This is a genomic window from Blautia sp. AM47-4, from assembly GCF_003479865.1.
Classification (GTDB): domain Bacteria; phylum Bacillota; class Clostridia; order Lachnospirales; family Lachnospiraceae; genus Fusicatenibacter; species Fusicatenibacter saccharivorans.
In genome coordinates this window covers 57,688-71,724 of the sequence record NZ_QUHY01000008.1, presented here as the reverse complement: position 1 = coordinate 71,724, position 14,037 = coordinate 57,688, and the positions used below count along the sequence as shown (strand labels likewise).

The following is a 14,037-nucleotide window of genomic DNA, read 5'->3' as shown; positions in this document are numbered from 1 at the left end:
GAAAATGAAAGAGGTCGTTATGAGAAAAGAATATGATGACGAGGATGAAATCCCGGAAAGACGCCATTCCTCAGGAAAGAAAAAGAAGAAATTCGGCTGGGTTAATGTGCTCACCATCCTTCTCGTAGTTGTACTGGTTGTGCTCGTCGGTGTCTATGCTGTAATCAATCACTATTACAGCAAGAGTAACTACGTAAGCGATGATAAAATCACGATCAATAAATCCACAGAGGTTGAGACCGAAAGTACCGGGTTGACTGATGAGGAGACGGATGCCCTGCAGTCTGAGATTTTAAATGAGACACAGGACATTGAACTTCCAAACAACAATAACGTGTACAACATTCTGCTGATCGGTGTTGACCGTCGTGACAAAACGTGGTATGGAAACTCCGATTCCATGATTCTGATGTCCATCAATAAAGATACAAAACAGATCCACATGACATCCTTTATGCGTGACCTGTATGCAAATATCCCGGATGTCGGTGTGAAAAAACTGAATGCAGCCTGCGCATATGGCGGCGGTCCGCTGGTTGTACGAACCATCGAGGACAACTACAAACTGCCGATTGACAATTATGCAAGTGTTGACTTCGATTCCATGATTGACATTATCGATGCCATCGGCGGAATCGAGCTTTCGCCGAGCGATGATGAAATCCGTGTAGCGAACCAATATGTTGATGAAATGTGCAGACTCCGTAATGTGGATGCTTCCGCCCATCAGTATACAGCAGGCGGAGAGCAGCATGTGGATGGCTATCAGGCAGTTGCATATGCAAGAATCCGTTACGTTGGAAATTCTGATTATCAGAGAACGGAGCGTCAGCGAGAGGTTTTAAGCAAGATGATGCAGAAAATGAAATCGTCAAGCGTAACAGAACTGAGTGCACTGGCGGATACCATTCTTCCAAGTGTTACCCATAACATTGATCAGTCTACATTGATGACATTGATCGGAGAGCTGCCGACAATTCTGTCCTACGAGATTGTACAGAGCCGTGTACCGTACGACGACTTGTACTCCAGCAAGGGTGAGATGCTTGTTCCGGACTTCGCAGCAACCATCTCGAGACTTCAGACAGAGATCTATGGATCTACCACGGTAAACGAATAAAAGAACAGTAAAAAGCCTTCTGTTTCCGGTCAGAAAACCGGGGTCAGGAGGTTTTTTCTGCCCGAAAAACAGGAAAAAACCATAAGAAATTTGTAAGGTATTTTACCGGCGGATAACTTGAAATAGATGGAAAAATGTAGTAAGCTATAAATTGTATAAGAGTAAAAAAATGGGAGGATGAATAAGAATGAAAAGAAAGTTTCTGGCCGCAGCCGTACTTGGCGTCATGGTAAGTGTTACACCAGCCGGTGCATATGCAGCTTCTACAGAAACCAGTCCATTACCGGTAAATTCGGAAAGTGATACTGTAGCTCAGGCCGAAGACGAAGAAACGACTCCGACTCCGGCGCCAACTGAGACCCCAGAGGTTACACCGAGTGAGACTCCGGCTCCAACCGAAGCACCGACCGCAACACCAACTGAGACCCCTTCCGAGACACCGACGCCGAGCGCAACTCCGGCTCCGGAAGTAAGTAATCTGAAGGAAGGCTGGAACAGCGTTGAAAAAGATGGAAAGAAACAGTTTCAGTACGGAGTTCTGGATGAGAATAATAAGGTGGTAGCTGCTACCGGACCAATAGAAATCGACGGCGTCGATTATGCGTTTGACGAAAATGGCTATATGCTGACCGGTGAAGTAGAGCTGACGGATGAAGATGGAAAAACCGGAATCTACTACTTTGAGACAGAAGGGGAAGATCCTGCAAAAGATGAACTTGGTTCGAGACAGCAGGGTATTTGTGAAGGAAAAGTATTTGCACCGGAACTGAAAAAAAATGAACTTGTTACCATCAAATTTGAGGATGGCAGTGTGGATGATTACTATGCCGATGAAGAAGGCTATGCAGTCTGGAGCACAACTCAGAAAGTAGGAGATGTAACATATCTGTTTGGCAATGATGGAACCCGCGTAAAAGAGGCAGGTTTCCAGACTGTTGTTGATGAAAACAATGTAACGCATACCTATTATCTGAATGCAGAAGACAGCACTGTATCTCTTGGAAATCACAATGCGTATCAGCAGGGAGATCGTACGGTAAGCTGGTTGACGGTTGGCTCTAACTGGTACTTAGTGGATGCGGAAACAGGGGAACTTCTTTCAGGATGGCAAAAGGTAGATACAGCAATCTACTATATGAAACCAGCTTCCTTTGATGCAAACGGAAATTTGAAAGATGGAAGTTTCGAGATGGAAACCGGTAATCAGAAAAATAAATCCGGCTGGGCACAGATTGATGGAAAATGGTACAGCTTCTGCAGCTGGGGCGGCGTACGGACAGGCTGGTTCAATTACGATGGAAATAAATATTATCTCCATGAAGACGGTCATATGGAAGACAACGCGCTGAATGTGAACGGAACCATGTATCTCTTCAAGAGCTGGGGCGGCATGTGTGTCAACGATGTTGGAAGCTATAATGGAAATTATTATTACGTTGGTGCTGACGGAGCCGTTTCGACGACAACAGGATGGAAAAAAATTAAAACCAGCACGCAGACAATCTGGTACTGGGCAACTGCAGACGGCGGAAAACTGCTGACGAATTCCTGGCTGGATTACAATGGAAACAGCTATTATCTGAAAGCCGATGGAAAAATGGCTTTTAATGAGTGGCTGGATAACACCTATTACTTCCGCAGCTGGGGTGCGGCCTACAAAAACGCATGGGCAAAAGTCAACAATGTATGGTATTATTTTGACGGAAATGGAAAGAAATATACCAGCGGCTGGCTGACCTACAAAGGAAATAAGTATTATCTGAAATCCGATGGAACCATGCTTGCCAATGAATGGCTCGATGGAAAATACTACTTCAAGAGCTGGGGTGGTATGTATAAAAACGAATGGGGCAAGTCCGGCGATACCTGGTACTGGTTTAATGCAGATGGAACCAAACGGACGCAAAAAGGCTGGTTCCTCTATGATAAAAATTATTATTATCTGGATAAAGATGGAAAAATGCTGACCGGCTGGGTTTACCATGACGGTAACTATTATTACATGAAGAGCTGGGGCGGCATGGCACATGACGAGTGGATTCTTCATGATAAGAACTGGTACTACTTCAAGAGCTGGGGCGGCATGTACCATGATCAGTGGCTGACACTGAACGGTTCTCAGTATTATTTCCGCAGCTGGGGCGGAAGATATCAGAACTGCACCGCTACGATCAATGGAAAACAGTACAAATTCGATGCTTCCGGACGCAGAATCACGGAAGGATGGGAGTACATCGGAAAATACCGCCGTTACCGCAAAGCAGACGGTTCTTTGATGGAGGATGTGACAAGCATCTTCAATCCGTCATCCAAATACATCACAGTAGACAGAACCCGCGGACGTGTCACCATTTACGGCTATAACAGTGCAACCGGTTCTTACGATACCCCGATCAAATCAATGATCTGCTCCGTAGGAAATCCAATCAGTTACACTGCAGCAGGAACATATAAAATCGGCTGGCAGTTGAAAAAGAAGCAAATGAGAGGTGAAGATTATGTGTGCTGGGCACCATATGTATCACAGATTTATGACGCTGTTTACTTCCATGGCGTAGCAAGCAGCACACCGGATCTGAATATGATCTCTGCCGTAGACTTCAATTCCCTGGGATCACCGATGTCACATGGTTGTGTCAGACTGACTGCAATCGATGCAAAATGGATTTATGATAACGTCAGCAGCGGAACAACGGTCCGCATTGGCGACAATCTGGATTATCCGCTGACAAACCCGACCCGTTATACCTGGACAGGCGGTGCTTTCGGAAGCGATCCGACATATCGATAAAAAATAGAACAGGAATACCTGTATGAGAAAATCCATCGGGGCAGCAGTGCCGCCGATGGATTTTCTGATAAGAAGACATCGGCCATTTTACAGGAAAGGAAGACAGATACGATGGAATTACAGGAAAAGAAAAAGAACCGGACAGAACAGAAAACAGATATGCAGAATAAGGAAAAGGCATTGCTTACCCAACTTGACGAGATTGCAAAACAGGATCTCTGTCTGGCATTCTCCGGCGGTGTGGACAGCAGTCTGCTGCTGAAGCTTGTCATGGATGCATCTGCAAAATATGGAACAAAGGTTTATGCAGTAACCTTTCAGACACGGCTGCATCCGCCCTGCGACCTGGAGACAGCGACAAGAGTAGCAAAGGAGGTTGGCGCTGTTCATGAGGTCCTTTTTGTTGATGAGCTGGAGCAGGAGGCAATCCGTTACAATCCGGAAAACCGCTGCTATCTCTGTAAGCACTATCTATTTGGGAAACTTCTGGAATTTGCCCGCGATCACGGTGTCACCCAGGTACTCGACGGAACAAATGAGGATGACCTTCATGTCTACCGGCCGGGGCGAAAAGCGCTGAGAGAATATGGTGTCATCAGCCCGCTTGCAGCGTGTCATGTGACAAAAACAGAGGTAAAAGCACTTGCTGCAAAGTACGGCGTTTCCGTAGCACACCGTCCATCCACTCCATGTATGGCGACACGCCTTCCCTACGGGGCAGAAATTAACTATGACGTTCTGGATCGGATTGCGGACGGCGAAGCATGGCTTCATACGCTGTTCGGTGCGGAAGAGAATCTCCGCCTGCGTGTACATGGCGATGTGGTGCGTCTTGAAATCTCACCGGAGCGTATGGGGGAAGTGCTTGAGAAGAGAGAAGAAATGATTGCATATCTGAAAAAGCTCGGCTTTTCTTACCTGACGATGGATCTGGAAGGGTTCCGTTCCGGCAGTATGGATGAGAAAATAACACAGAAAGAGGAAACAAAATGAAAGCAATTTTAAGTGCGGACCGCAAATGGGGTCTGGGATATCAGGGACGGCTGCTGGTAAGTATTCCGTCTGATCTGCGATTCTTCCGTGAAACTACGATGGGACACGTTGTCGTGATGGGAAGAAAGACACTTGCTACACTCCCGGCAGGGCAGCCCTTAAAAGGCAGAACGAATATTATCTTAAGCCGTGATTCGGAATGGACTGTCCGCGGCGCAACCGTTGTCCACAGTATCAAAGAGCTGATGGAAGTGTTAAAGCCGTATGAGGACGACGATATTTATGTTGCGGGCGGCGGAGAAATTTACCGTCAGCTTCTCCCATACTGTGATACGGCATACGTCACACGAATTGACATGACGTATCAGGCGGATACCTTCTTTGAGGATCTTGACGAATCACCGGATTGGGAGATGGTAGAAGAGGGCGATGAGCAGACCTGCTTTGATATTGAATTTTATTTCACGGAATACCGAAGAAAGAATGAAAAGGCAGAACGCCCGAGATAAGGGTAAGACAGGACGTAAAAAACGGAGAAACCACAGAAAAAGCGGCTTCTCCGTTTTTTTTTATATAGGATACAAAAAGTATCAGTGCTGTCCGCCTGCAGAAAGCTCCAGCATTTTTTTCTTAATATCATTTTCGAGCTGTACCAGCTCAACTTCAGCGGCGGCACGTTTCTGGCGGCCGTCCTCCTGAATCTTCATCACTTCATCGAGGGTAGAGATCAGGCTCTGGTTCGTCTGTTTTAGGTTTCCATATCGACGATACCGCGCTCAGATTCTTTTGCAGTCTCGATCGTTGCCATCTTCAGATTCTCCGCATTCTTTTTCAGAAGCTCATTTGTCATATCCGAAACCTGGCGCTGTGCTTTGGCAGCCTCAGTCGAGTGATGAACGCCGAGTGCAATGATCATCTGGTTTTTCCAGAGCGGAATGGTGTTGACGAGTGTGGATTGGATCTTTTCGGCCATTACAGAATCGCTGTTCTGAAGCATGCGGATCTGCGGCGCTGTCTGGATCGAAACCATACGGGTCAGTTCCAGATCATACAGTTTCTTCTCAAATCGGTTGCAGAGATCTTCGAGATCCTTGGCAGCCTGTGCATCTTCGGCCTTTCCGGTCATCTGCGCTTTATTCTGCAGATCACGGAGTTCTGTGGAACGTACCAGCTCCAGCTTTTTCTTTCCAGCGAGAATGTACATGGTCAGCTCTTTAAAATAATTCAGGTTCTGTGCATACATCTGATCCAGAATGGCAATGTCTTTCAGAAGCTGCCGCTGGTGGCCGTCGAGCACGTCACAGATTTTATTGACATTCACCTCTGCCTTGTCATACTTCGCTTTCATTGCATTGATTTTGTTCGTGCTTTTCTTAAAGAAAGAGAATGGTCCCTTTTCTTCTTCTGCGTCAAACGTTTTCAGCTCTGTCACAACAGAGGTGAGCAGATCGCCGATTTCCCCGAGATCTTTGCTTCTGACGTTCTCCAGCGTTTTCTCGGAGAAGTCTGCCATTTTCTTCTGTGCACCGGCACCGTACTGCAGAATGCCGTTTGTATTGGCAAGATCAATCTGGGAAACAAAGGCATCCACCATGGCTTTCTGTTCGTCGGACAGAACAGAATCATCCATGACCTCTTTCTTTTCTTCCGGCTGCTGTACCGGAAGTTCCGGTTCCGGCTCCGGAGTGCCGAAACTTAAGCTTGGAATTTCAGTGGTGTCCTTTACAAAATCATTCATGTTTTCTATTCTCCTTTTCTTCGGTACGGAAACGTAACCGGTGATTTGATTTCAATTGTATAGCTTTGAATAGTTACATGTGAAGCGGCTCAATATCCTGCGTTGACGGACCTGCCTGATTTGTCAGTCCCTCCTGCGCCAGCATCGTCTGCAGAACAGAGATATCAGAAGAAATATCCCATGCCGTTGTCTGGAACAGATCATCAAGCAGCTTTTCGAATGCGGCATTGATGGTATCCAGTGTGTCCTCGATTTCCTTCTTGGTTCGGAGGATATTGTCGCTTTGAATTGGTTCGTTCTCAAAGGAACGGTAAGCGTCGAGCAGCTTCCAGGTTGTCGGCATATAGTAATCCATAAATTTCCGCAGGGCGGCGGCTTCTTTTGGGCGCTTTTTTGCCTCCTCGAGAATCCGGGTAACAACCGTTTCGAGACGACTCAGCTTGGCTGTGATGACTTCACCCGGCAGATCCAGGTTGCACTGATGGATCTTCTGAATATACGATTCACATTCTTCCAGCATCTGCTGGTATTCCGGCGTTACACCGGAGGCCTCCAGCTGTTCACGTGCTTTCTGCTCAGCAATCTGCTGTTCCTTCTGGCTGGCGAGCATTGCGCGGTACTGGTCGTAGCAGTCATTTGTCACCATCAGACAGGTACCATTCTCGTCGAGGTGGCCCTGGCGCAGCATGGATTTATCAATCATGGTCGTAATATCGGTCAGAAGCTCACCTTTCTCACAGTGCATACTGTCGCAGAGTTCTTTCGTGGAAATATATTCCTTTGTGCCGATCAGCGTACAGATCTGGCGGAAATGGCGGACCAGACGCCGGTTTTTACTTCCCTTTTTCAGAAGAATGCCGCCGCCGATGGTAAATGCGGCAAAAATAAGAGAAGGAATCAGCGCGCTGTTGTCTGGACCTGCAAATAAGGAATACAGACTAAGCGTTGTGCAGCAGCCGAACAGTCCGGTGACACCCCAGCCGGCAGCCGTCTGAAATCCGCCGACAAGTGCAAGATCGGTGGATGGCATAAAGCGCTCGCGCAGTACACGACGTTCCTGTATGCGGCTGTTCCATTCCGTATTCTGCGGGGTCTGCCAGGTATGGGAAGGTTTGGGAACCGGGTTCGCGCTCTTACCCGGCATCGTGCCTCCCGGCCCGTAGGAATAGTGATGCGGTCCGGTCTGCTGCGCTGTATTATTATGGGAAGAATGCTGGCTGCTGTAGGAAGTATCTGCGGAATAGCCGCGGGACGGCTCCTGTGTGCCATTTGCACGGAATGGTCCCTTCCGGTTTGGGTAGACAAACTGGTTGATGGTGTCTGAAATCTTCTGGTTTAATTCCTGAAAATCCTGAGAATTTACAGCGTTATCCACAAGCTTTCCAATACTGTCGCCGACATCCTTTAAATCATCTTCAAAACTCATGACAGTTCCTTTCTGATGAGGTACTTTTTCTGTGTACCGTTTTCCATTTATTATACAATGCGATTGGAAATCTTACAAGCATACAGTGCTTAATTTTCTATGAAGCTGGAGCTGACGGGAATGGTTACAGTTCACAGGAAATGATTTTGTTTTTGGATGAGTTGAAAGAAAGCAGTAACTATTATATACTAAAGAATATCGAATGTCAGAAAAAATCAAATCAGAATAAAGGGGCCGCAATACCAAATGAATAAAAACGAAATTATCCAGATACAGGGAATGGAATATAAAGAAATGACAAAACAGCTTTTGAACGAATGTGCCTTAGCTACGCTCATTCCTTCGAAGGTCAGTCTCATCGGTATTAAGCCAAATCTGGTAGCACCTGTCCCGGCGGAGTTTGGAGGGACGACACATCCGGAGGTGGTTGCGGGGATCATCGAATATCTTCAGGAAAACGGATTTACTAACCTTCAAATCATGGAAGGCTCCTGGGTGGGAGATAAGACGGAGGAATCGTTTGAGGTCTGTGGATACCGTATGCTTTCGGAACAGTACGGCGTTCCGCTTATCGATGCGCAGAAGGAAAAAAGCATGCCGGTGCAGTGTGGTGATATGGAACTTCAGATTTGCGAATGTGCGAAAAAGGTGGATTTTATGATCAATGTCCCGGTCATGAAAGGCCATTGCCAGACTAAAATTACCTGCGCACTGAAAAACATGAAAGGTCTCTTGCCGAATAAAGAAAAACGTCATTTTCATGCCATGGGACTTCATCGGCCAATTGCGCATCTGGGGCTTGGGATTCATCAGGATTTTATTTTGGTGGATAATATCTGCGGAGACCTTGACTTTGAGGATGGCGGTAATCCGTTTATTATGAATCGCCTTTTCGCTGGGTTAGATCCGGTGTTGATCGATGCATATGTCTGCGCGGAACTGCATTATAAGCCAGAAGATGTCCCGTATGTCAAAATGGCAGAAGAGTTGGGCGTGGGCAGCGCTGATCTCACACGGCTTTCAATCCGCCAAATTGGCGAAATTGGTGAAAAAAGAGTGATTCCGGAAAAACGGAAGATCGTGGAACTGCAGGATGCCGTAGAGGAAGTTGAGTCCTGCAGTGCCTGCTACGGCTATCTGATCCCGGCGCTCGACCGGCTGAGGGAGGAAGGACTGCTGCAGGAACTCCACGAAAAAATCTGCATCGGGCAGGGATACCGGGGAAAGAGCGGGGCGCTTGGTGTGGGAAGTTGTACTTCAGGGTTTAAATACAATCTGAAAGGCTGCCCACCGACCGATGAGCAGATGTATGAATTTTTGAAGCAGTACATTGCAACTAGACGAAAAACAGAAGCAGAAAAATAGCAACAGAGGAGAGAGTGAATGAAAAAAGCAGTCAAAGCCATTTTAAATGTATTGTCCTACGGCGGAATTGAAGTAGAATCCGCCCGTCGGCTTGCCGATATCAAGAAGCTGGATCCGATCCGTATTTTTCTGCGAAAATTGGATATGGAAATATATAATGGGGACTACAAGGTTCCGATTCGGCTGTTCTTCCCGGATGAAAAAATGGAGGAGCATGGTGCAAAAGAAGCGATTCTGTTCTTCCATGGCGGCGGCTGGACAACCGAGAGTGTGGAGACATACGACCGTGTCTGCGCACGCATGGCGCAGTCGACGGGGCAGATTGTTGTATCGGTAGAATACCGTCTTGCACCTGAGCATCGTTTCCCGACAGGCTTAGAAGACTGCTACGCCGCCGCCCAGGCAATGCTGCGCGGGGAGATTCTGCTGGAGGTAACGCCGGAAAATGTCACGATCATGGGCGACAGCGCAGGAGGAAATCTTGCGGCTGCGGTCTGCCTGATGGCGAGGGACAAAAAAGAACTGCTGCCGGGGAAACAGATTTTGATTTATCCGGCGGTGAATTCCTGTTACACAGAGAAATCACCGTACAAATCCGTGAAAACCAATGGAACCGGATACCTTCTGACCAGTGTCAAAATGGAAGATTATGTAATTCTGTATCAGCGGACCGAAGAAGACCGCAAAAATCCGTACTTTGCACCGGTGCTGGCAGAAAATCTGCAGGGACTGCCGGACACGCTGGTACTGACGGCGCAGTACGATCCGCTGCGCGATGAGGGCGAGGATTATGCGAAAAAGCTGAAAAGGGCTGGCAATCTGGTTGAACATCATCGGATCAAGGGCGCATTGCACGGCTATTTTGCGCTTGGCATTGAACACCTATATGTGCAGGAAAGTTTTCAGTATATGAATGCATTTTTAAGAAAAGAAAAACAGCAGAAAAATGCAGACGAAGAACTGGAAAACATAGCAGCAGTGAAGAAACAATTGACACACGGGAAGGCGTAAGGAGGCATAGAAAATGAAGAAAGAACATTCTTCGCGCTGGAGAAAGCTGGACAACGCGGCACAGGCATTTCCAGCGGCTACCGGAAAAAAGGATACGAGAGTCTTCCGGTTTTACTGCCAGCTGAAAGAGGACATCCAGGCGGATCTGCTGCAGAAAGCGCTGGAGCAGACAATGGAGCATTACCCGGTGTTTTCCATGGTACTGCGGAAAGGTCTTTTCTGGTTTTATCTGGAGCAGCGCGATCTGCCAGCAAAAGTAGAAGAGGAAAAGCGTCCGCCGTGCAGTGAGATTTACGTACCCGACCACAAAACGCTTCTTTTCCAGGTTTCTTACTATAAAACCCGAATCAATTTCGAAGTATTCCATGCCCTGACAGACGGCACCGGTGCGATGCTGTTTCTGAAAGAACTGGTGAGCAATTATCTGATCTTGTGTCATCCCGAGGAAATCTTTTCAAAGGTCAGCGAAGACATGCTGACAGAGACAGATTTCGAGGAGGACAGCTTTTCCCAGTATTACACCGGAAAGAAAAATGAAAAAGAAAAAAGCCGCCCGGCATACCAGATCAAAGGCGAGTATCTGGAGCAGGAGGAGATGGAAATTACCGAGATTCTGCTTTCCGCGGAAGCAGTTCATAAGTGCGCAAAAGCACATGGCGTGTCGGTGACGGCGTACCTTGCGGCGGCGCTGGTATATGCGGTATATGAAGAAATCCCGAAAAGCAGGCTGAAAAAGCCGGTTTCTCTGATGGTTCCAGCCAATCTCCGCAACTTTTTCCCATCCGCATCGATGACGAATTTCTGGAGCTGGATCGAGATTGCCTGTGATCTTGGGCCGGAGGCATCGTTTGAGGATGCCCTGCAGATCACGGGAGCCGCGATGCAGAAAGAGGCGCTGAAGCAGGAGATTTCCACACGTATGAACGATCTGGTGCGGATTGAGCGGAATCCGGTGCTGCGCGCCGTGCCGCTGGAAATCAAAAATCTGGCGCTGATGGCGGGCACAACGCTCGGCGGACGAAGCATTACGACCGTCTATTCCAATATCGGCCGGATTCAGATGCCGCCGGAGTATGAAACATATATTGAGCGGTTCGGATTTTTCACCAGCACCGACAAAGTACAGATGTGTTCCTGTTCCTACGGTGACAGCATGGTGCTTGGAATCACATCTAAAATCGCCGATTCCAATATTGAACGGAACCTGATGCATCTGCTGCAGAAAGAGGGCATCGCCTGTGAACAGGAGGAAAATGATTTTCCGGGACAGAAAGAACAGCCGCACGGGACGGCCAAACTGGGATTGAAAATTTTTTCTTTCACCTGCATCGCGGCTGTCGTACTCTGCTGGATGATGAATTTCCTTGCAACGCCGCAGATGTGGTGGGCAGGTTATGCGACAGCGGGTGTGTTCTGCGCCTGGCTTCTGATCCGGGTGGGATATCAGAAACGGAAAAATCCACTCAAAAACAGTATGTGGCAATTGATCTTTATTATGATCGGTGCGATTCTGTGGGATTATGCGACGGGCTGGATCGGCTGGTCTGTCGATTTCGCAATTCCGCTCGCCGTTCTTCTGAATGGCGCGACGATGCAGATTCTGGCAAGAGCGTACAAAATGGAGGTCAGTGAATATCTTTTTTATCTGATGCAGTCCGGAGCAGCAGGAATCGTTCCAGCGATTTTGTGGCTGACGGGAACTGTCCGCATTACCTGGCCGTCCGTGATCTGCGTGGGCCTCAGTGTGCTGTATCTGATCGGGCTGTTTTTTTCCGCGGAAAAGATTTTATGCGGGAAATGCAGAAAAAATTCCGGGTATGAAGGGAAAAGGTGATAGAAAAAATAAGAAGAGCAGGTAAGAAAAGTGGATGTTGGTCCCTTTTCTTACCTGCTCTTTTGAAACTTGTGTGTGTCTGCGGCGGAAAAGCCTGGAGAGAAATCTACTGCGTCTTCTCCTCACAGCTACAGGAATCCCACGACGGCATTTCATCCCCATTTTTAATCGCATCGCGAACCGCGCTGTAATACCGCACTTTCTGCTGAATATGCTCGAGATCAGATTCCATGCGCTCGATTTTCTCGCGTGTATTCTGCTCATGTTCCTTGAGAATGGCAACCATCTGGTCAATATTTCCCGGGATATCGTTCTCAAGCCGGAAAAACTCCTGAATCCCCGCAATCGGAAGCCCGGTGCGTTTGAAGCAGAGAATTGCGGTCATGCAGTCAATGTGCTGCTGGGTGTAAATTCGTTTCTTACTTTCGGTATGAATGACATCCGTCAAAAGTCCGATCTCCTCATAATAACGAAGCGTAGAGGCCGGAAGTCCAAAACGCTCGGACATTTCACGAATGGTGTAGGTCTGCTGTTCCATGGAAAAACCTCCTTGAACGATAGAGTTTGAATAGTAGAATAACTTCTTAAAGTATACTTTAAGAAAGTGAAATTGTAAAGAGAGAATCTTCGTTACGTTTCACTTGGCAGTGCAGCACTTGCTGTTTTGATGCGTAGGAAAGGAATATTTATCAGAAAGTGAGAAGAAAAAGTACATTGCTTATTTGCACTAGAATGGAATATAATAGAAAGCAGAAAAAACGTGAAAAATGTGAGGAATAATCGTGAAACAGGAAATTATAGCAGACCTGTCCCGGATTACGGAGGAGGAACAGGCGATTCTGGACGGCAAGACGGAAGTGGAAAAGGAGCGGTATTCGAGCGGGCAGAAGTTTGTGATGGATGCGGGAAAGCTGCTGGAGAGGGGAAAATTGATTGATATTCGGCCGCACACGCGGTTTATTCGTTTTCCGGCGCACAGCCACAATTATGTCGAGATGATCTACATGTGCCAGGGAAGCACCGTGCACACCATCAACGGGGACCGGATCGAGCTGAAAACGGGTGAGCTGCTGATTCTGAATCAGAATGCAGTGCAGGAAATTGAACCGGCAGGGCGTGACGATATCGCGATCAACTTTCTGATTCTGCCGGAGTTTTTTGACCAGACGCTGCGAATGATCGGGGCAGAGGAGAATCAGTTAAAGGATTTTATCGTCGGCTGTCTGAAAAGCGGGGAGGTACCGCTCTGTTATCTGCATTACAGAATTGCGGATGTCCTTCCGGTGCAGAATCTGATCGAAAATCTCGTCTGGACGCTCTTACATCACCAGAGCAATAAGCGGAGCATCAATCAGATTACGATGGGCCTTTTATTCCTGCAGCTCATGAACTACACCGAACGCGTGCAGGTGGGAGAGCAGTATTTTGAACAGGAGATGCTGCTCGGCGTATACCGCTATATCGAGGAACATTACCGGGAGGGCAGTCTTTCGGAACTGGCGGAAGAACTGCACTACGATTTTTACACCTTAAGCCGCATGATCCGCCGCCTGACCGGGAAAAACTACACTGAACTTGTCCAGAACAAACGCATCACCCAGGCCGCGTATCTGCTGGAAACGACAGGACTTTCCGTGGCAGACATCGGCGAGCGGGTCGGGTACGAGAACATGAGTTATTTTCATCGGATTTTCAAAGAGCGCTATGGAATATCGCCGAAGAAGTACCGGGTGGAGAAGAAAATACAATAGGACAAGAA

Annotated in this window: 10 protein-coding genes and 1 pseudogene; 8 read left to right on the top strand and 3 right to left on the bottom strand. The window is 47.6% G+C overall.

The window, feature by feature from the left end; translation table 11 throughout:
• Nucleotides 1–19 precede the first annotated feature (19 nt).
• From DW965_RS07480 to DW965_RS07465, 4 genes are all read left to right on the top strand, one after another.
• Nucleotides 20–1,120 carry an LCP family protein gene (locus DW965_RS07480; protein ID WP_158565815.1) on the top strand — a complete coding sequence of 367 codons (1,101 nt, stop codon included), beginning with the start codon at nt 20–22 and terminating at the stop codon, nt 1,118–1,120.
• A 187-nt stretch (nt 1,121–1,307) separates the two neighbouring features.
• Nucleotides 1,308–3,911 carry a L,D-transpeptidase family protein gene (locus tag DW965_RS07475; RefSeq protein WP_117509497.1) on the top strand — a complete coding sequence of 868 codons (2,604 nt, stop codon included), beginning with the start codon at nt 1,308–1,310 and terminating at the stop codon, nt 3,909–3,911.
• 111 nt (nt 3,912–4,022) lie between these two features.
• On the top strand, nt 4,023–4,904 hold the full coding sequence (larE, locus tag DW965_RS07470; RefSeq protein WP_330410110.1) for an ATP-dependent sacrificial sulfur transferase LarE: 882 nt from the start codon (nt 4,023–4,025) through the stop codon (nt 4,902–4,904).
• Entirely contained in the window at nt 4,901–5,413 is a 513-nt protein-coding gene (locus tag DW965_RS07465; RefSeq protein WP_118659214.1) for a dihydrofolate reductase, read from the top strand. The genes larE and DW965_RS07465 overlap by 4 nt, the downstream gene beginning before the upstream one ends.
• An 81-nt stretch (nt 5,414–5,494) precedes the next feature.
• Here the strand turns inward: DW965_RS07465 and DW965_RS07460 are convergent.
• Nucleotides 5,495–6,642 (bottom strand): annotated as a pseudogene (locus tag DW965_RS07460) (toxic anion resistance protein).
• A gap of 73 nt (nt 6,643–6,715) precedes the next feature.
• Nucleotides 6,716–8,068 (bottom strand): 5-bromo-4-chloroindolyl phosphate hydrolysis family protein, encoded by a 1,353-nt coding sequence (locus DW965_RS07455; RefSeq protein WP_119198195.1) that lies wholly within the window; start codon nt 8,066–8,068, stop codon nt 6,716–6,718.
• A gap of 246 nt (nt 8,069–8,314) precedes the next feature.
• Between DW965_RS07455 and DW965_RS07450 the strand changes: the two genes are divergently transcribed.
• The 3 genes from DW965_RS07450 to DW965_RS07440 are packed head-to-tail and all read left to right on the top strand — an operon-like array spanning nt 8,315 to nt 12,278.
• A complete protein-coding gene (locus DW965_RS07450; RefSeq protein ID WP_055218644.1) occupies nt 8,315–9,433 on the top strand; it encodes a DUF362 domain-containing protein in 1,119 nt (372 codons plus the stop codon).
• Between the two features lie 18 nt (nt 9,434–9,451).
• Complete coding sequence (locus DW965_RS07445; protein WP_119188530.1) at nt 9,452–10,444, top strand: alpha/beta hydrolase; 993 nt, start codon at nt 9,452–9,454, stop codon at nt 10,442–10,444.
• Between the two features lie 13 nt (nt 10,445–10,457).
• Nucleotides 10,458–12,278, top strand: a complete 1,821-nt coding sequence (locus DW965_RS07440; protein ID WP_243036492.1) for a DUF6320 domain-containing protein — start codon at nt 10,458–10,460, stop codon at nt 12,276–12,278.
• Nucleotides 12,279–12,384: 106 nt separating this feature from the next.
• Here DW965_RS07440 and DW965_RS07435 read toward each other — a convergent pair whose 3' ends face one another.
• Complete coding sequence (locus DW965_RS07435) at nt 12,385–12,816, bottom strand: MerR family transcriptional regulator (protein WP_119198194.1); 432 nt, start codon at nt 12,814–12,816, stop codon at nt 12,385–12,387.
• Between the two features lie 244 nt (nt 12,817–13,060).
• On the opposite strand from DW965_RS07435, the gene DW965_RS07430 reads away from it, so the two are divergent.
• A complete protein-coding gene (locus DW965_RS07430; protein ID WP_119198193.1) occupies nt 13,061–14,029 on the top strand; it encodes an AraC family transcriptional regulator in 969 nt (322 codons plus the stop codon).
• Nucleotides 14,030–14,037 lie beyond the last annotated feature (8 nt).

Bases quoted from the DNA above. Each gene is read 5' to 3' on its own strand.
- DW965_RS07475 (WP_117509497.1), top strand. From the start codon at position 1,308: ATGAAAAGAAAGTTTCTGGCCGCAGCCGTACTTGGCGTCATGGTAAGT.
- DW965_RS07480 (WP_158565815.1), top strand. From the start codon at position 20: ATGAGAAAAGAATATGATGACGAGGATGAAATCCCGGAAAGACGCCAT.
- DW965_RS07445 (WP_119188530.1), top strand. From the start codon at position 9,452: ATGAAAAAAGCAGTCAAAGCCATTTTAAATGTATTGTCCTACGGCGGA.
- DW965_RS07440 (WP_243036492.1), top strand. From the start codon at position 10,458: ATGAAGAAAGAACATTCTTCGCGCTGGAGAAAGCTGGACAACGCGGCA.
- DW965_RS07450 (WP_055218644.1), top strand. From the start codon at position 8,315: ATGAATAAAAACGAAATTATCCAGATACAGGGAATGGAATATAAAGAA.
- DW965_RS07435 (WP_119198194.1), bottom strand. From the start codon at position 12,816: ATGGAACAGCAGACCTACACCATTCGTGAAATGTCCGAGCGTTTTGGA.
- larE (WP_330410110.1), top strand. From the start codon at position 4,023: ATGGAATTACAGGAAAAGAAAAAGAACCGGACAGAACAGAAAACAGAT.
- DW965_RS07465 (WP_118659214.1), top strand. From the start codon at position 4,901: ATGAAAGCAATTTTAAGTGCGGACCGCAAATGGGGTCTGGGATATCAG.
- DW965_RS07455 (WP_119198195.1), bottom strand. From the start codon at position 8,068: ATGAGTTTTGAAGATGATTTAAAGGATGTCGGCGACAGTATTGGAAAG.